This is a genomic window from Mesorhizobium sp. CCNWLY176 (assembly GCF_037153935.1).
In the GTDB taxonomy this organism is placed as follows: Bacteria; Pseudomonadota; Alphaproteobacteria; order Rhizobiales; family Rhizobiaceae; genus Mesorhizobium_M; species Mesorhizobium_M zhangyense.
In genome coordinates this window covers 558,896-575,336 of record NZ_JBBBDZ010000001.1, presented here as the reverse complement: position 1 = coordinate 575,336, position 16,441 = coordinate 558,896, and the positions used below count along the sequence as shown (strand labels likewise).

The window sequence follows — 16,441 nt, the reverse complement described above, 5'->3', positions numbered from 1 at the left end:
TGAGTGAACCGGGCGTCTGGCCGCCTTGGGCGGCCAGACGATGGCAGAAAGGAACGATCAGTTTCCGATGCCGAGCTTCTTACAACCCTCGGCGTAGCGGCCCGAGCAAAGCTCTTCGGCGGTCGCGATCTTCTTGTCGACGATCTCGGCCTTCAGGTTTTCAGCGGTGACCACCGCCGGAACGAAAAGCTGGGACGGGGTATCGTACAACGTCGTTTCGGCCTTGGGCGTCTCGCCGGCAAGCAGCTGCACGGCGATGTTTGCCGCCGCCGCCGCCACGATCTCACTCGGCTTGGAAATGGTGTTGTACTGGTCGCCCGCGATGATGAGCTGCAATGCCGCAAGCGTCGCATCATTGCCGGTCACCGGCGGCACCGGGTCGACGCCGGCCGCCTTGAAGGCTGCGACGGCACCGCCGCCGGTGCCGTCATTGGCGGCAACCACGCCGAGAATCTTCTTGCCGAAGCGGGTGATCTGGCCGCCGGCCCATTGCTGCGCCTTCGGCGGCGCCCATTCCGGCGTGTCGTACTCTGCCAGGATCGGATAGCCGCTATTGTCCAGCCCGGCGTGAATGCCCTTCTTGATAAGGCCGGCTGCAGCATCGGTAGGCGAGCCGTTGATCTGGAGCACGCCGCCGTCACCTGCCTCGATGTTCTTGGATTTCAGGTGAGCCACCAGCGATTCCGCGATGGCCTTGCCGATCCCTTCATTGTCGAAGGAGACGTAGAAGTCGGCAGGCGTGGATGGAATGGGCCGGTCATAGGCGATGACCTTGATGCCCTGGCTCTGGGCCGCCTTGACGAGCGAGGCTGCCGCCGTCGAGTCGACCGGGTCGAGAACGATCACCTTCGCGCCCTGCGAGATCACCGAGTTGAACTGCTGCTGCTGCCGCGAGGCATCGGCATCGGCGTTCTGGTACAGGACCTTGCAGGTGGAACACAGCTTGGTCATCTCGGCGACGAAGCCGGGATGGTCGTGCTGCTCGTAACGCGTTGATGCCTGGTCGGGCATCAGGAACGCAACCGTGGCGTCAGAAACCTTCGCGTTTTGTGCAACGGCGGCTGACCCGCTCAACAACGCCAATGCCAGCGCAGCCAAGCCAGCGGACTTCCATGAATATGTCGTCATTTGATCTCCTCCATTCGAGATATTGTTGTAATGCTGCCTCAGACTCGCGTGTCGCCTGCCGGCTATTGCAATTCCTCGGCCTTGCCGCGGATTTGCGGCGGCAGATTCAAGACAAAAGGTTCCTCTTCGCAGACCGCATAATGCGTGTCCGCGTTCCATTGTCGGCCTGCGATGTTCCTCCCCTATCCTCCGTTCTATGCGGCTTTGGCCGCGTTGATATTGTCTGCCAATAACCGTCTGAACCGGGATGGCGGCATGCCCTTCTCCGCCAGGAATTGCCGGTTGAAATTCGAGAGATTGTTGAACCCGACGCCGAAACAAATGTCGGTGATCGATGCCTGCTCGTCGCTCATCAGAAGCTGACAGGCCAGGTTGATGCGCAACCGCTTGACATATTGCACCAGCGACATGCCGGTATGACGGCGGAAGGCTCGCGAGAACGCGCTGGTCGATTGTCCGGCAATCGCCGCAAGATCTGCCTCGCCGAACGGCCGGGTGAGGTTCTCACGGATATAGGCCAGGGCCTTGTTGGTACCGGCGGACATATAGCCCGATGGATCAGGCAGATAGCTGGCGCTGGCAAGCACCTGCGCTCCCTGCGCGCGACTGAGCAAACCAGCGATCATCATGAACAGTTCGATGCGCCGCACCCCTTGGGCTTGCATCATCTCATCCATCATCGGCGACAATTGTCTGCTGGTTTCGCTGCTGAACAGCACCCCGCGCCGGGAGGATTCCAGAACTGGGCCCACGCCTGCGAGTTCAGGCAGAACCTTCATGGCATCAGCGATGAAACTCTCGCTGAACTGGATGATGCGTCCGCGCAGCGGGATGCTGGAGCCTTTGGGAATATCGCTCACCCAATTGTGCGGCAGATTGGGGCCGGTGAGAACCAGATTGCCAGGCTCGAACTCACCTATGAAATCGCCGACGAAATAGCGACCGCTGGTGGAGACGACCTGGTGGATTTCATATTCCGGATGAAAGTGCCAGCGCACCGTATGATACGGATAGCCGTGGGACCACGCCTTGAAGGATTCACCTCGTCGAATCTGGACGACTTCCAGGTCCGGTTCCATGTCGTTTCCTCCGGGCGAACGCGGCCATTGCCGCAATACGCCCCTGCTCCCGGTCGGCCGAATTCGATCCGGCTCTGCACTTGGAGGTAACGGTAGCCCTTCGCCACATCGAGCGCCACCACGTTTCAAAGAAGACTATGATACTTTTTTGACCGTGTAAGCGCCTAGATCTGCGGTATTCGAAATGCGTTCAGCGCTGCCGGAGATGGAACGTAGTGTTTTCCCCGCTTATCGGCGGGCCTTCCAGGCCTCGAACTTCGCCACGGCTTCACTGGTAGTCGGCGGATAAAGGCCGAGAATGGTATGTCCGGCCAAGACCTGCTCCTGGACGAAATCCTCAAACATCGTCATGCGAACCGCCTCGTCGGCAATCTCGTCTGCAAGATGGGCCGGAATAACCACCACGCCTTCTCCATCGCCAACGATGATATCGCCGGGATAGATCGGCACGTCGCCGCAACCGATCGGATTGTTGATATCGAGTGCGTGATGAAGCGTTAGGTTGGTCGGTGCCGAGGGCCGGTTGTGATAGGCGGGCATTTGAAGCTGCGCTATTTCAGGCGAGTCGCGAAAGCCGCCGTCCGTCACCACGCCGGCCACGCCGCGCATCATCATGCGCGAGACGAGTATGCCCCCGGCTGAGGCGGCGCGCGCGTCCTTGCGGCTGTCGATCACCATGACGGCACCGGGTGGACATTCCTCCACGGCCTTGCGTTGGGGATGCTCGCGATCTTCAAAAACCTGAATGCCATCAAGGTCTTCGCGCGCCGGGATGTAGCGAAGCGTGAAGGCCTCGCCGACCATGTTGGGCAGACCCGGATTGAGCGGTCGCACATCCTGAATGAACTGGTTGCGGAAATTGCGCTTGAACAGAGCCGTCGTCAGCGTCGCGGTGCTGACGCCCTTCAACTTCTCGCGTGTGGCTTCGCTAAGCATTCGGGTCTCCTGTGGAACTGGTTTGGGAAGATTCAAGCTGAGAGGCAGCGATCCGCATCGATCCCGAGAGACTCTCTCCAGCTTCGAGCACGGTCAGATCGCCGAACCGGGCAAAGGCCGGTGTGTTGCAGACATTCGGAACATGGCTGACCGGCTCGATGCAGACCACCGCGCGATCGTCCGGCGCAAAGACCTGCAGATTGCCGAGGCAACCAGATGCCGACAGCGTGATCCTGACGGCCATTTCGGGCAAATCCAGCACAGCCGTTCTGGGCGACCAGTTTGCAAAATGCGCGTCCAGCCAGCCCAACGAACCAAGCGCTACCGGCACGGAGAAGTCGCATATCCCAGCTGAATCGCAGGCAGCTTCCGGCAGCCCACGCGCGCTGCGCGTAAAGCTCGTGTCGGCGTGAAAGCTCAGCCTCGCCTTCGGCGTCCGCGTGAACCACGGGTGGTAGCCGAGTCCGAACGGAAGCCTTTTCGCACTGCGATTGGTGATGACCAGCGAAAAGCCCACGCCCTCGGTATCGATCTCGACAGTCTGCGTCAGGTCGTAGTCATAGCCCGAAGCGGCATCGCGGCATTCGTCGCGCGTCGACAGGCGGGAGGCCGTTCTTTCCGTAAACGTCCACTTACGGTCTCGAGACAAGCCGTGAATTGCATTGTTTTCGGCGGGTCGGTTGAGCGGAAAGCGGATGGTGCGCCCGTCGAAAGAGAACGAACCGTCTGCGATGCGGTTCGCGAAGGGGGCCATGACGAAGCAGCCGGCCTTGAACGGAACGCCGTCTGCAACTGAAGGCACGAGCAGAGCATGGGAACGTCCGTCCGGTGCGGTCCAGTCGAGTGAAAGCAGCGAGGAGCCGAGCGCGACATCCATGGCGAGGGCATAGTCGCCGTACCGCAGCAGGACCGGATCGAGGTCGACGGAACTCATGGCGTATCCCGTGAGAAACCCTGCGCGCAAAACACGCCGCCCTGATAACGCTCGGTGATCGCATCGTCGGTTCGAATGGAGGCGATTTTTTCGGCGAAATCCTCGGCATTGTCCTGCGGTGCATAGCCGATGCGTTCGCGGTCGTCGGCTTCCCACCAAGAGCACGTGTTGGCAGACGCTCCCCAGACGATGGCATGACCCGTCACGGGAGCATCGACGGCAGAGCAGACGAAACGAAAGAGATCGTCGTGGGAAAGCCAGGTCGAGAGGTTGCGCGCCTCGACCGGCTCCGGAAGGCATGAACCGATGCGGATATGCACGCTTTCCACGCCATGCTTGTCGAAAAACATCCTGCCGAGGAGTTCGCCATAGGCCTTCGACAGGCCGTAATAGCCGTCGGGCCGATAAGGCATGTCGGTGTCCAGCATCGTTCCGCGTTCATAAAAGCCGATCGTGTGGTTGGAGCTGGCGAAGACGACGCGCGCCTTCTGCCGACGCGCGGCTTCGAACAGATTGGTGATGCCGACGATGTTGGCGGCCAGAATCTCGTCGAACGGCTTTTCCAAGCTGACACCGCCGAAATGCAGGACACAGCCGATCCCGTCCATGATACCGGCGACGGCTTGGGCATCGGACAGGTCAGCCTGCACGAAAGTAGCGCCCTGCGGCACCGGATCCGGGAACGGTACGATGTCGGAAAGGCGCAAGGCATAGCCGGCAGCGGCCAGCCGCGGGGCCAGCATGCGGCCGAGCGCACCGGAAGCGCCGGTCAGCAGGACGTTCTTCTGCGCATTGTCTGTCATTTCAGACGCCTTTCATGCGGAACACCGGCGTGCCGGCAACCGCAGAGCGGGCCGCGAACACACTGCCAGATTGGGGAAACCGGTCCAACAATTGCGGGTCGACCGCGCGATGGGAGGTGATGGCCAGCATCCTTAGGTCCGGGCCGCAGAAGCATGGCATGGTCGGGGCCGGAACGGGCACCGCATGGCGCTCGACGATGTTTCCGTCACGGTCGAAGCGGTTAAGCATGCCGGCGGAAACGCCGGCGCTCCAGTAGCAGCCCTCCGCATCGCAGGCACCGCCATCGGGCCGGCCCGTTGCCTCGTCGAGATCGGCAAAGCGCTGCCGCTTGCCGAGCGCGCCGGTGCCGGGGTCGAAATCGTAGCGGTCGATGGAAGGGCCGCGGGAGTCGGAATGATAAAGTGTGCAGCCATCGGGCGACCAGGCAAGCCCGTTGGAGACCTTGAACCCCTCCGCCATGACCGCATGGTTGCCTTCGGCATCGATCCTATAGAGGCGGCCCACCGCTTCCTTTTGCGGTCGGTCGTCCATGCTGCCGACCCAGAAACAGCCGTCCGGTCCGACCTTGCCGTCGTTGAGCCGGTTGGTTTCTGGCTCGGGGCCGGGTGCGCAAAGCACTTCCCGGTTGCCGGTTTCGGGATCGAAAAGGATCACCTCTCGCGCCAGCGCAATCACCAGCCTGCCGCTTTCGCAAAGGCCGAGCGAGGCGACTTCGGCCTCGAAATGCCATTGCCGCGACACGCCCTTTTCCAGGTCGATTTCATAGACCATGCGGTCGAGAATATCACAGCAGAACAGCATGCCGCGCCGGTCGTCCCAGACCGGGCTTTCCGTCAGCGAACCGCGGATGTCGGCGATACATTCGAATTGCATCAGGCTTGCTTCGCGTCCGTCTTGCGACGGATCACGTCCTTGTGCTTGAGCACGAATTCGCTTAGTTCCAGCCCCAGTCCGGCGCCCGCGAAGGGATAGATCAGGCCGTTTTCGATACGCGGCATGACGGTGACGAGATCGCGATACCAGGAGGTGTAGTAGGCGCGAACCGATTCCTGGAACACGGCGTTCGGCACGTTCAGCGAGAGGTGGATGGAGGCGGCGAAGACCACCGGCCCGGTGCAATCGTGCGGGGCGACCGGCCGCTGAAAGGTCTCGGCCAGCGTGGCGATCTTCTTGGCTTCGCTCAATCCGCCGCACCAGGAAATATCGAGCATGACATAGTCGACCGCCTGCTGCCGCAGCACCTCGAGGTACTGCGAGCGCGTGGCCAGCGTCTCACTGGCACAGACCGGCACGCCGGAGCGCTCGGCAAATGTCGCCAACGCTGCCGGGTCCTGCATCTTCATCGGGTCTTCCAGCCAGAAGGGGCGGAACTGCTTCAGCTCGCGGGCTATCGCCAGCGCCGACGGCAGGTCCCACATCGAGTGCATCTCGACCATCACCTCCATCCTGTCGCCGACGGCGTCGCGGATCTGGCGGAAGGCGTTGAGCCCCTTGTCGAGATCGCTGCGGTGGATGAAGTTGCCGCCGCTCGCCACCGCATAGGGATCGAGCGGCCAGATCTTCATCGAGGTAATGCCTTCCGAAAGCAGGCTTTCGGCCAGCGCTCCGGCATCCTTGTGAAAGGCGATCTGGTCTTCGTATGGCCCCTCGGTGACGTCGTTGTCGCCGACGTAGCGGCGTGCGCCCTGCTTGTTGTAGGTGTAGCCGGCGCAGGTGTTGTAGGTGCGGATCGACTGCCGCGACAGGCCGCCCAGAAGCTGGTGGATCGGCTGGTTGGTGACCTTGCCGAAGATATCCCACAGCGCGATGTCTATTGCCGACGCCGCCCGTATCTCCACGCCCGAGGAGCGGAACCCGACATAGGGTTCGGTCAGCAGCTTGGAGATGCGGTCGATCTCCAGCGGATTGGCGCCGACGAGCAGGTTGGCGACGTCGGAATGCAGATAGGCGGCAACGGCATTGGTGCCGCGAAAGGTCTCGCCGAGGCCGGTGATGCCTTCGTCGGTGTGAACCAGCACCCACAATATATTGTTCAGGTGTGGAAGCTGGACGGTTTCGATCGCTGTGATTTTCATGTCGGTATGCCTGCGAAAGGAATACCCGGCGCCATGCGCCGGGCTTTGTTCAATGCGATATCTGCTTGGGCCGAGCGACGATCTGCGTCGGGTTGACGAAGCGTAGCGCCACGAGCAGCCAGACCAGCGTGGTCACCATGTAGATCACCGCCATGGCGTCGATCGACTGAACGGCGCGCACGCCGGCTGCGAAGACGGAATAGTAGAGCGCGACCACCAGCGTCTGGCTCGTCGGGCCAGCCGTCAGGAAGGTCAGCTCGAACATCGCCACGGTGCGCACCAGCACCAGAAGCAGCGAGGCGAGAATGCCGGGCAGAAGCATCGGCAACAGCACATGAATGAACAGCCGGAAAGTTCCTGCGCCGAAGACGCGCGCGGCGGCCTCCACCTTGGGGTCGATCTGCTCGATGAAGGGGATCATCACCAGGATGACGAACGGCACGGTGGGCACGAGATTGGCCAGCACAACGCCCCAGAAGGTGCCGCCGACGCCGAATTTGTAGAGCACGGTGGCAAGCGGAATGCCGAAGGTGATGGGCGGCACCAGAAGCGGCAGCAGGAAGATGAACATCACCAGCCTCTTGCCCGGAAAATTGCGCCGCGCGATGGCGTAGGCCGCCGTGACGCCCAGCAGTCCCGACAGGATCACCACCATGAAGACGATCTGGAACGTCACCAGAAGGACGTGGCTGAGCTGAAACTCTTGCCAGGCGGCCAGATACCAGCGCGTGGTGAAGGCCTCGGGCAGCCATGTGCCCAGCCAGCGCGTGCCGACCGACGACAGGATGACGGTGGCGATCATCGCCAGGACGTTGATGACGAAGAAGCCGACCACTGCCCAGACGGCAGTGATCCAAAGCTTCGCGCCAAGGGATGTATCGCGGATCATCAGCCCTACCCTTTTCCGCCGGCGGTCGAACCGCGATAGAACATGTTTCGGATCGCTAGAACGCCAAGCACCACAAGAAGCTGGACGGCGGCCATGATCATGGCGATGGAGGAGGCCATCGAGTCGTCATACTGCTCGAAGGCTGCCTGTGCGGCTGCGATTGAGATCACGCGCGTCGGGCCGGAAGGCGCACCCAGCAGCACCGCCGAGGGAAAGACGGCAAACGCCTGCACGAAAGTCAGGCAGAAGGCGACCGCCAGCCCCGGCACCAGAAGCGGCAGCATGACATGCCGGAAACGCTGCCAGCTGCTTGCACCATGGGTAGCGGCTGCCTGTTCCAGAGCCGGATCGATGCCGGTGATGTAGGACAGCGTCAGCAGGAAGGTGAACGGGAACACCGTGATGACTAGCGAGACGAAGACGCCCCAGTAATTGTTGGTGAGCTTCAGCGGGCTGTCGACCATGCCGATGAACATCAGCGTCCGGCTGAACCAGCCCTGCGGACCGAGGTAGTTGAGCAACCCTTCGGCCACCAGAACGGTGCCGAGCGTCACCGGCAACACGAGGATGGTGGTGAGCAACCTTTGCCGCTGCAAAAGCCTGACACGCAGCGCGATCGGTATGGCGAAGATCAGGCTTATTATCGACACCGGCACGGCGAGCCGCAGCGTGGCGGCGATGGTGTTGTAGAGGAACGGATCGGAGAAGAATTTTTTGTAGTTGGCGAGCGCGCCACCGCCTTCCAGCGGCTGGAACGACAGTACGAGCCCATAGAGGAAGGGATAGACAAACACCCCCAGGACGAACAGCAGGGCCGGCAGCAGCATGAGCGTGACACCGTCGATGCCATGCAAGGCAAGGCGCTGCCGGAGCGAATTTTTGTGGCGGTCGGGGTCGGTCATGGCCGTCTCACGCCGCAAAGACCAGCGCGCGGTCGGCGTTCACCGAAAGCGAAATGCGGCTGCCGATCTCGGTCAATGTCGGCGAATGGAAAATGAGTTCGAGACCGTCCGCCGTGCGCGCCGTGCCAACGAATTCGCGGCCGCGATATTCGATGGTCTCGACGGTGGCGGCCAATGTCTGCGGGCCGGCTTTCGCAGCCGCGATGTCATCGCCGCGCGCCATCAGGATCGCATCGTCGCCCGGTTTCACGTCCTCGCTCGCCATGCCGGCGATCGTCGAACCGGCGACCGAAAGCGTGACGCGGTCGCCTGTGCGGCCCGTTACCTTTCCCGGCATATGGTTGCGGAAGCCCATGAACTCAGCAACGTCGATATGGGCCGGCTTTTCATAAAGCTCGTGCGGCACGCCGACCTGACGGATGCTGCCTTCGCGCAGCACGACCACCCGGTCGGCCAGCGAAAGCGCTTCATCCTGATCGTGCGTTACATAGATGGTGGTTGCACCCAGCTGATTGTGGATGCGCCGGATTTCGGTACGCATTTCCAGCCGCAGCTTGGCGTCGAGATTGGACAGCGGCTCATCCATGAGCACCAGTGGCGGCTCGATGACGATGGCGCGCGCGATGGCGACGCGCTGCTGCTGGCCGCCCGAAAGCTGACCGGGAAGCTTGTGCCCCTGCCCCTGCAGCCGGACCAGCGCCAGAGCGTTCTCCACCTTCTGCGCGATCTCGGCCTTGGGAACGTTGCGCATCCTCAAGCCAAAGCCGACATTCTGGTTGACCGTCATATGCGGAAACAGCGCATAGTTCTGGAACACCATGCCGAAGCCGCGATCCTCGGGCTTGAGCTGGTCGATGCGCTTTTCGTCGATGTAGATGCCGCCATCAGTCGTGGCGAGCAGGCCGGCAATGCAGTTCAACGCGGTCGACTTGCCGCAGCCCGAAGGCCCAAGGAGCGCGATGAACTCGCCCTTGCGAATGGAGAGCGAGACGTCGTGCAGCGCATTGAACGCGCCAAAAGTCCGGCTCATCCTGTCCAGGCGAAGCTCTTTGAAAGGGTGTGATGCAAGCTGCATGATGGTTATCCCGTCGGACGGCCCGCGCGAGCGGACCGCCTATCGATGCTGTTTATCGGTCGGGTGGGGAAAGCGCCGTCAGCCTGCGGCAACTTCCTCGTCCCAACGACGGAAGGCGGCCACGAGTGCTGCCGGTTCGAGCGGCAGTTCGATCGGATTGTTGGCGATCCAGTCCGCATATTCGGGACGTCCGTATTCGGCAATAACGTCCTGGCTTTCCTTCGGCGCCATCTCGAGCGTCACATCCTTCACCGCCGGGCCGGGATAGAAATAGCCCTTGTCATAGGTGTAGGCCTGCTGCTCGGGCTGCAGCGCGAACTTGATCAGGTCGAGCATGACCGCGATCTTTTCGTCGGACACGCCCTTGGGAATGCTAAGGTAGTGAGCATCGCAGACCCAGTGGAAGCCTTTCAGCATGCCGACCTTGGCCTCCTTCGGCACCACGCCGAGCGCGCGGGGATTGATGTCCCATCCCGTCGTGGTGACGGTCATGTCGCGGGTGCCTTCGCCGAATTCCTTCATCAGCGCACCGGTGCCTGCCGGGTAGTATTCGATGTTCTTGTGCATTTCCTTCAGATAGGCCCAGGTCTTTTCCCAGCCATTCGTCGGGTCCGTGGGGTCCTTGTCGCCAAGCAGATAAGGCAGGCCCATCAGGAAGGTGCGTCCCGGGCCGGAATTGGCCGGGCGCGCATAGATGAATTTCTGAGGGTTCTCCTTGGTCCAGGCCAGGAGTTCTTCAGCCGTGGTCGGAGCCGTCTTCACCTTTTCCGGCATATAGGAGATCAGTGGGCCGGACGGATAGTAGGTGACGGTAACGCCCCTGCCCTTCGACAGGCCCTGCATGCGATAGGCCGGCTCCTGATAGATTTCCTTGAAATCGGGAAGGCCGGTATCGGTCATCGAGCCGATGTCGACCCAGATGTCGTCGGCAAGCCCGGCTGAAAGCGCGTCCGGGCCGATGATGACCATGTCGATGTCGACGCGGTTGGCACGCTGCTGCGCCTTGATCTTGCCCGGCAGTTCCGGCGACGGCGCCTTGTTGAAGATGATGGTCGACACCAGTTCGGGATGCTTGGCCAGGTAATTGTCGAAGATCGGCTGGGTCAGCGCCAGATTGCCGGCGGCATCGATGATGTTGAGGGTGACGGGAGACGACGGCAGCTTGAGGCCCTGCGCAAAAGCGCCTTTGCCCAATACGGACATGCCGGCAACGGTGGCGGCGCCACCGAGAAAATGACGCCGTGAGATCGGGAATTTCATGTGTTCCTCCACAGTTTCGTTGTTCAAAATCCGACGAAAGTCCTCCCTTCCGCCGGCTCTCCTCCTGGTACTTATGCTTCAGGATGCCTTCCGCTCCTCCCAGCCGGCAAGGATCGCCGTGAGATGCGATCGATCGGCAGGATCGAGAGCGACAAGCCCCGGCAGGCGTACCTGACCGACCGGGAAATTCCGGATTTGCAGCGCTTCCTTCACCACCGTGACGTTGGCGCCATTGTTGTATTTGGTCCTGAGCTTCTCGAATTCGGCGATGGTGGCCACGAGCGCCCGCGCCATCGGATAATCGCCCGCCTCGAGCGCGCGCCAGATGGCCAGTGAACGATAGGGATCGACATTGACCAGACCCGAGGTGAAGCCACGGCCGCCGAGCGCATAAAAAGGTGCTGCCCATCCTTCGGCCAATCCACAAATCCAGATCGCCTCAGTGCCCTCGGTCGCGCGCACGCACTCGGAGAACAGCTGGGTGTTTCCGGACGCGAACTTGACGCCGGCGATGTTCTCATGCGTCGCCATGCGGACGAGGTCGGCAAGCGGGATGGCGTCAGAGCGCACATAGGCGACGACCGGCAGATCGATGGCCTCGGCAATCGAGATGAAGTAATTCGCCTGCGCGTGGGGGGCTGCGAAGGGGTCGAGCGGATGGTGAACCATCACGCCATCGGCTCCCGCCTTCTTGGCCAGCGATGCGGTGGCGATGGCCTCACGAATGGAGCGGCCCGCTGCAGCAGTCACAGCTGCCTTTCCATCCACTGCCTGGATGGCAGTGGCCTGAAGCCGCACCACTTCATCGAAGGTCAGGCTGTAGAACTCGCCCGTGTTGCCGCCCGAGACGATGTTGTGAATGCCGGCAGCCGCAATGTTGGCGACGATGCGGCTCGTCAGCGCCTGATCGATCTCACCGGCTGTGTCGTAGGCCGTCACATGAACGCCGGAGATGCCCTGCAGCGCCCGACGGTATTCACTTAGGTTCATTTGCGTTTCTCCGCAGGGGTATAGCTGAAGACAGTGATCAGATGCTTCTCGCCGGCGAGCATGACGTGTTCGCGCATGAGGCGTTCGGCTTCGTCTTCATTGCGTTCGGCGATGGCCAGCATGATCGCCTCATGCTCGGCAAAGGAGCGCACCCGCTCGGTCTCGTCAGCCAGCACGGTCACGCGCGCGGCGTGATCATACATGCGCTGGCCGTTCTGCAACCGGCGCAGATATTCGCAGCTCGACGCATCGTGGATGGTGTCGTGGAAATACTCGTTCAACTCGATCAGGCGGGCGATATCGGCCTCCTGCAGGGCTGCGCGCATCTGCTCGATATGCGTCTTCATCAAGGCGATCTGTGCGTCCGTCGCGTGCCTTGCGGCCTGCTGCGCCATCACGCTTTCGAGGGCAGCGCGGGCAAGCATCATTTCCTCGGCCTGGCGTGCATTGAAGGTGACGTAGCTGCCGCGGCGGGCCTCGGTACGGACCAGCCCCTCTGTCTCGAGCTGGCGCAGCGCCTCCTTCAGCGGCGTTGTGCTGATGCCCAGCTCGGCAGCGAGCTGGCGCTCGTTGAGCTTTTCGTCGGTGCGGAAACGCCCGGATATGATCGCCTCGCGCAGCGTATCGTGAACGTGATCACGCAGGCTTTTCAGATGGATAGGCTCGAGCCGCCTTACGATGCTCACGCTTTTTGCCTCCCCGCTGGCCCCGAAAACGACTTGACTTCTATCAGTTGAAATTTGATATATCAAGCTGTGAAATATCAGATTTCAGGGAGGAAATCATGACGGGCAGGCGTGACCCAAAGACGCTGCGCAGCTATCGCTGGCTGGGCGTCGACGATCTGCGAGCCTTTGGCCACAGGTCGCGCATGCGCCAGATGGGTTTCGATGCCCAGGACTGGGACCAGAAGCCGGTCATCGCGATCATCAACACATGGTCGGAGATAAACCCGTGCCATTCGCACTTCCCCGAACGGGTGAAATGGATCCGCAAGGGCATCGAACAGGCGGGCGGCCTTCCCATCGAGTTGCCGGCGCTCAGCCTGTCGGAGCCCTTCGTCAAGCCGACCACCATGCTCTACCGCAACCTCCTCGCCATGGAGTGCGAGGAACTGATCCGCAGCCATCCCATCGACGGCGTCGTGCTGCTCGGCGGCTGCGACAAGACCACGCCGGCCCTGATCATGGGCGGCGTCTCTGCCGGCCTGCCGATGATCTATGTTCCGGCCGGGCCGATGCTGCGCGGAAACTGGCGCGGGCAGACGCTGGGTTCCGGTTCCGACACCTGGAAATACTGGGACGACCGGCGCGCCGGCGTCATCACCGATCGCGACTGGGCCGAGATCGAGAACGGCATCGCGCGTTCGCCCGGTCATTGCATGACCATGGGCACGGCGAGCACGATGACCGCGTTTGCCGAGGCGCTGGGTCTCTCGCTTCCGGGCGCAAGCTCCATTCCCGCCGCCGACGCCAACCATGCCCGTATGGCATCGCAATCGGGGCGGCGCATCGTCGAGATGGTCTGGGAAGACGTCACGCCGGACAAGATCATGACGAAGGCGGCTTTCGAGAATGCACTGATGGTGCAGATGGCGATCGGCGGCTCCACCAACGCCATCGTCCACGCGCTTGCCATGGCGCGCCGCGCCAATGTCGACATGACGCTCGACGACATCGACGCGATCTCGCGCAAGGTTCCGGTCATCGCCAATATCCGGCCGTCCGGAAAAACCTACCTGATGGAGGATTTCTACTATGCCGGCGGGATCATGGGTGTCTACAGCCGCCTGAGCGGCGTGCTGCACCCGGAGCCGGTGAATGTCGGCGGCGAAACCATGGGTGAGATCGCAGCGCGCGGCGGCGTCTATGAGGACGACGTCATCCGGCCGCTCGACAATCCCGTCTACAAGGAAGGCGCCACCGTCGTGCTGCGCGGCAACCTGGCCCCCGATGGCTGCGTCATGAAGCCGGCGGCATCGGAGCAGCGGTTCCTGAAGCATACGGGCCGTGCCCTTGTCTTCGACAGCTACCCGGAAATGAAGAAGGAGATCGAGCGCGACGACCTCGACGTGACCGTCGACGACATCATCATTCTGCGCAATGCCGGCCCGCAGGGCGGACCCGGCATGCCCGAATGGGGCATGCTGCCGATCCCGAAGAAGCTGGTGAAGCAGGGCGTGCGTGACATGCTGCGCATCTCGGATGCCCGCATGTCGGGAACCAGCTACGGCGCCTGCATCCTCCACGTCGCGCCGGAAGCCTATATCGGCGGGCCGCTGGCGCTCGTGCGAACCGGCGACACGATCAGCATCGACGTCTCCGAAAGAACCATCCACCTGAATGTGTCGGATGACGAACTGGCCTCACGCCGTGCAGAGTGGAAAGCTCCGCCGCCGCGCTATGAACGTGGCTTCGGCTGGCTTTCCGCCGGGCATATCACCCAGGCAGACAAGGGCTGCGATTTCGATTTCCTCGAAACGCAATTCGGCAAAGCCGTGCCGGAACCCGATATCTATTGAAGCAGGCGGAACAGTGCGGTGTCGAGCTTGCGCTCGGACGGTGTTCGTTCCGCTCCTGGTTGAGAACAATCTGTGCAGGGACGCCTGAGCGACCCGCACTTCCGAGCAAGATGCGACAGGCAAAGAAAAACCCGGGGCAAAATACCCCGGGTCGAGAAAATGCGTCTTGGGAGCACTATCTATTGGGTCTTGGAAACGCCCCATGCGCGGGGACGGTCGAGCGGCCAGGATTCGTAGCCTGTGGTCTTGGTGGAAACGGCCTCAATGACAGGGAAGTAATAGAGACCCAGCATCGGCACCTCTTCGGCCATCAGGTTCTGCAGATCCTTCAGCACGGCTTTGCGCGCATCGAAATCGGCTGTGTCGACCGCCTTGAGGTAGAGTTCCAGCGCCTTCGGATCGCCGAATTGATAGTTTGGTGTCTCGGCCTTGTCGCCGGTGAACATGCCGTAGATCACCATCGGATCGGGACGCGACGAGTAGCCGAAGGACTGCATCTGGAATTTGCCGGCAAAGAAGTTGTCGAGCTGAGCCGCCCAATCAAGCACTTCGAGTTCGACATTGATACCGGCGGCAGTCAGCATCGCCTGGATGACGACGGCGTTGTCATACATGCCGATGTAACGCTTGTTGGTCTGAAGCTTGATCGGCTCACCTTTGTAACCTGCCTCCTCGAGCAGTTGCCTGGTCTTTTCGAGATCATAGGCAGGCCAGCTGTCGACGAAGGACTGATCGAAATAGGCGCTCGATTGCGGCACGCCGGACGGGTTGAATTCCGACATTCCGGCAGTCTGCGCCGTGGCGATCTGCTTGAAGTCCAGCGCATGGGCGATGGCCTGACGCATCTTCACATTGGACAGCAGCGGATCGTTGGTCTGGATCAGCATTGCCGTCAGCGACAGACCCGGCGATGAAAGGATAGTGGCGCCGTTGGCCTTGAGGTCTTCCATGCGCGACGGTTGGATGGTCGAGACGACATCGACCTGACCGGCAAAAAGGGCAGTCTCAGCTGCCGTCTTGTCAGGGATGATCATGAAACGCGCCTCGTCGACGAACGCCGTGCGGTCGCCACTCTGGCCGTCCCGCTTGCCTTTGCTTGGCACATAGCCATCAAAACGGGCGAGCGAGATATATTGCTCGTTCTTCCATTCCTTGAGCTGGAACGGGCCGCTGCCGATTGCCGAACCAGCGACCCACTTGCCGTCAGCCCCGACATTTTTCGGGCTGGCGATCCAGATGTTGCAGATCGGGTCGGCGAGACGCACCAGGAACAGGGTGCTCGGCGCGTCTAGAGTCATGACCAGCGTTCCGTCGTCCGGCGCTTCGACGCTCGCGACTTTCAGGCCGCGCGAACCATCGAAGGTCGGGATGCAGAGCCAGGGTGCGTCGGTGCCTTCCTTTGAGGCCATGCGGCGTTCCCAGAGCCACTTGAAGTCGCTGGCAACGACCTTGTCGCCATTGTGATAGGTCACACCCTGCTTCAACTTGAACGTATAGGTCCTGCCGTCTGCCGACACCTCCCAGCTATCCGCAAGCGCGGGACCGGCGGTCAGGTCGTTCTTGAAGGCAACCAGCGGATCGTAGATGTGGTAAAGGACCGAGTCCGTATTGTTGTCGGTTTTGCTTGCGTCCAGGCTGCGGATGTCGGCGCCGAGCACGATGTTGAGCGTGCCGCCCTTCTGTGGGGCCTGTGCATAGGCAGCCCCACAGGCAAGCATTGCTGCGCCCAGCAGGGCTGATAACAGTCTTGATCTCATCGTTTTTTCTCCGAGTGTTCCTTCCGCATTTCTCTTTGTGATGGAGCGTGCGGAGTTCGCCCAAATTTGTTTCTCCCGGTGGTCTTTGCTT

At 61.6% G+C, this 16,441-nt stretch carries 15 protein-coding genes; 1 reads left to right on the top strand and 14 read right to left on the bottom strand.

Translation table 11 applies throughout. The annotated features are described in order from the left end of the window. Window positions 1-57: 57 nt before the first annotated feature. The 13 genes from WBQ96_RS02535 to WBQ96_RS02475 all read right to left on the bottom strand — a co-directional run bounded on the left by WBQ96_RS02535 (window position 58) and on the right by WBQ96_RS02475 (window position 12,758). Window positions 58-1,128: an ABC transporter substrate-binding protein gene (locus WBQ96_RS02535; protein WP_165116956.1), complete on the bottom strand. Its 1,071-nt coding sequence runs from the start codon at window positions 1,126-1,128 to the stop codon at window positions 58-60. A gap of 194 nt (window positions 1,129-1,322) precedes the next feature. Further along, window positions 1,323-2,207: an AraC family transcriptional regulator gene (locus tag WBQ96_RS02530; RefSeq protein WP_165116958.1), complete on the bottom strand. Its 885-nt coding sequence runs from the start codon at window positions 2,205-2,207 to the stop codon at window positions 1,323-1,325. Between the two features lie 228 nt (window positions 2,208-2,435). Next, entirely contained in the window at window positions 2,436-3,143 is a 708-nt protein-coding gene (locus WBQ96_RS02525) for a ribonuclease activity regulator RraA (protein ID WP_165116960.1), read from the bottom strand. Next, a complete protein-coding gene (locus tag WBQ96_RS02520; protein WP_165116962.1) occupies window positions 3,136-4,077 on the bottom strand; it encodes an aldose epimerase family protein in 942 nt (313 codons plus the stop codon). The genes WBQ96_RS02525 and WBQ96_RS02520 overlap by 8 nt, the downstream gene beginning before the upstream one ends. After that, window positions 4,074-4,880 (bottom strand): NAD-dependent epimerase/dehydratase family protein, encoded by an 807-nt coding sequence (locus tag WBQ96_RS02515; RefSeq protein WP_165116964.1) that lies wholly within the window; start codon window positions 4,878-4,880, stop codon window positions 4,074-4,076. Before WBQ96_RS02515 ends, WBQ96_RS02520 begins: the two co-directional genes overlap by 4 nt. Window position 4,881: 1 nt before the next feature. Then, complete coding sequence (locus WBQ96_RS02510; protein ID WP_336546640.1) at window positions 4,882-5,754, bottom strand: SMP-30/gluconolactonase/LRE family protein; 873 nt, start codon at window positions 5,752-5,754, stop codon at window positions 4,882-4,884. Further along, window positions 5,754-6,956: a mandelate racemase/muconate lactonizing enzyme family protein gene (locus WBQ96_RS02505; protein WP_165116966.1), complete on the bottom strand. Its 1,203-nt coding sequence runs from the start codon at window positions 6,954-6,956 to the stop codon at window positions 5,754-5,756. The genes WBQ96_RS02510 and WBQ96_RS02505 overlap by 1 nt, the downstream gene beginning before the upstream one ends. Window positions 6,957-7,005: 49 nt before the next feature. Continuing rightward, window positions 7,006-7,845: an ABC transporter permease gene (locus WBQ96_RS02500; protein WP_119921244.1), complete on the bottom strand. Its 840-nt coding sequence runs from the start codon at window positions 7,843-7,845 to the stop codon at window positions 7,006-7,008. A gap of 5 nt (window positions 7,846-7,850) precedes the next feature. Next, window positions 7,851-8,747 carry an ABC transporter permease gene (locus WBQ96_RS02495; RefSeq protein ID WP_336546641.1) on the bottom strand — a complete coding sequence of 299 codons (897 nt, stop codon included), beginning with the start codon at window positions 8,745-8,747 and terminating at the stop codon, window positions 7,851-7,853. A 7-nt stretch (window positions 8,748-8,754) separates the two neighbouring features. Further along, window positions 8,755-9,822 carry an ABC transporter ATP-binding protein gene (locus WBQ96_RS02490; protein WP_165116968.1) on the bottom strand — a complete coding sequence of 356 codons (1,068 nt, stop codon included), beginning with the start codon at window positions 9,820-9,822 and terminating at the stop codon, window positions 8,755-8,757. Window positions 9,823-9,900: 78 nt separating this feature from the next. Continuing rightward, window positions 9,901-11,082 (bottom strand): ABC transporter substrate-binding protein, encoded by a 1,182-nt coding sequence (locus tag WBQ96_RS02485; protein WP_165116969.1) that lies wholly within the window; start codon window positions 11,080-11,082, stop codon window positions 9,901-9,903. Window positions 11,083-11,160: 78 nt separating this feature from the next. Continuing rightward, on the bottom strand, window positions 11,161-12,072 hold the full coding sequence (locus tag WBQ96_RS02480; protein ID WP_165116970.1) for a dihydrodipicolinate synthase family protein: 912 nt from the start codon (window positions 12,070-12,072) through the stop codon (window positions 11,161-11,163). Beyond that, complete coding sequence (locus WBQ96_RS02475; protein ID WP_312857857.1) at window positions 12,069-12,758, bottom strand: GntR family transcriptional regulator; 690 nt, start codon at window positions 12,756-12,758, stop codon at window positions 12,069-12,071. Before WBQ96_RS02475 ends, WBQ96_RS02480 begins: the two co-directional genes overlap by 4 nt. 98 nt (window positions 12,759-12,856) lie before the next feature. Between WBQ96_RS02475 and araD the strand changes: the two genes are divergently transcribed. Further along, window positions 12,857-14,593 carry an L-arabinonate dehydratase gene (gene araD, locus WBQ96_RS02470; protein WP_165116971.1) on the top strand — a complete coding sequence of 579 codons (1,737 nt, stop codon included), beginning with the start codon at window positions 12,857-12,859 and terminating at the stop codon, window positions 14,591-14,593. A 179-nt stretch (window positions 14,594-14,772) separates the two neighbouring features. On the opposite strand, the gene WBQ96_RS02465 is transcribed toward araD, so the two are convergent. After that, window positions 14,773-16,350, bottom strand: a complete 1,578-nt coding sequence (locus tag WBQ96_RS02465) for an ABC transporter substrate-binding protein (protein ID WP_165116973.1) — start codon at window positions 16,348-16,350, stop codon at window positions 14,773-14,775. Window positions 16,351-16,441: the final 91 nt, after the last annotated feature.

Excerpts from the sequence above, each read along its gene's own strand:
- WBQ96_RS02525 (WP_165116960.1), bottom strand. The coding sequence starts at position 3,143 with ATGCTTAGCGAAGCCACACGCGAGAAGTTGAAGGGCGTCAGCACCGCG.
- WBQ96_RS02500 (WP_119921244.1), bottom strand. The coding sequence starts at position 7,845 with ATGATCCGCGATACATCCCTTGGCGCGAAGCTTTGGATCACTGCCGTC.
- WBQ96_RS02520 (WP_165116962.1), bottom strand. The coding sequence starts at position 4,077 with ATGAGTTCCGTCGACCTCGATCCGGTCCTGCTGCGGTACGGCGACTAT.
- WBQ96_RS02490 (WP_165116968.1), bottom strand. The coding sequence starts at position 9,822 with ATGCAGCTTGCATCACACCCTTTCAAAGAGCTTCGCCTGGACAGGATG.
- WBQ96_RS02495 (WP_336546641.1), bottom strand. The coding sequence starts at position 8,747 with ATGACCGACCCCGACCGCCACAAAAATTCGCTCCGGCAGCGCCTTGCC.
- WBQ96_RS02535 (WP_165116956.1), bottom strand. The coding sequence starts at position 1,128 with ATGACGACATATTCATGGAAGTCCGCTGGCTTGGCTGCGCTGGCATTG.
- WBQ96_RS02510 (WP_336546640.1), bottom strand. The coding sequence starts at position 5,754 with ATGCAATTCGAATGTATCGCCGACATCCGCGGTTCGCTGACGGAAAGC.
- WBQ96_RS02530 (WP_165116958.1), bottom strand. The coding sequence starts at position 2,207 with ATGGAACCGGACCTGGAAGTCGTCCAGATTCGACGAGGTGAATCCTTC.
- araD (WP_165116971.1), top strand. The coding sequence starts at position 12,857 with ATGACGGGCAGGCGTGACCCAAAGACGCTGCGCAGCTATCGCTGGCTG.
- WBQ96_RS02505 (WP_165116966.1), bottom strand. The coding sequence starts at position 6,956 with ATGAAAATCACAGCGATCGAAACCGTCCAGCTTCCACACCTGAACAAT.
- WBQ96_RS02485 (WP_165116969.1), bottom strand. The coding sequence starts at position 11,082 with ATGAAATTCCCGATCTCACGGCGTCATTTTCTCGGTGGCGCCGCCACC.
- WBQ96_RS02515 (WP_165116964.1), bottom strand. The coding sequence starts at position 4,880 with ATGACAGACAATGCGCAGAAGAACGTCCTGCTGACCGGCGCTTCCGGT.
- WBQ96_RS02480 (WP_165116970.1), bottom strand. The coding sequence starts at position 12,072 with ATGAACCTAAGTGAATACCGTCGGGCGCTGCAGGGCATCTCCGGCGTT.
- WBQ96_RS02465 (WP_165116973.1), bottom strand. The coding sequence starts at position 16,350 with ATGAGATCAAGACTGTTATCAGCCCTGCTGGGCGCAGCAATGCTTGCC.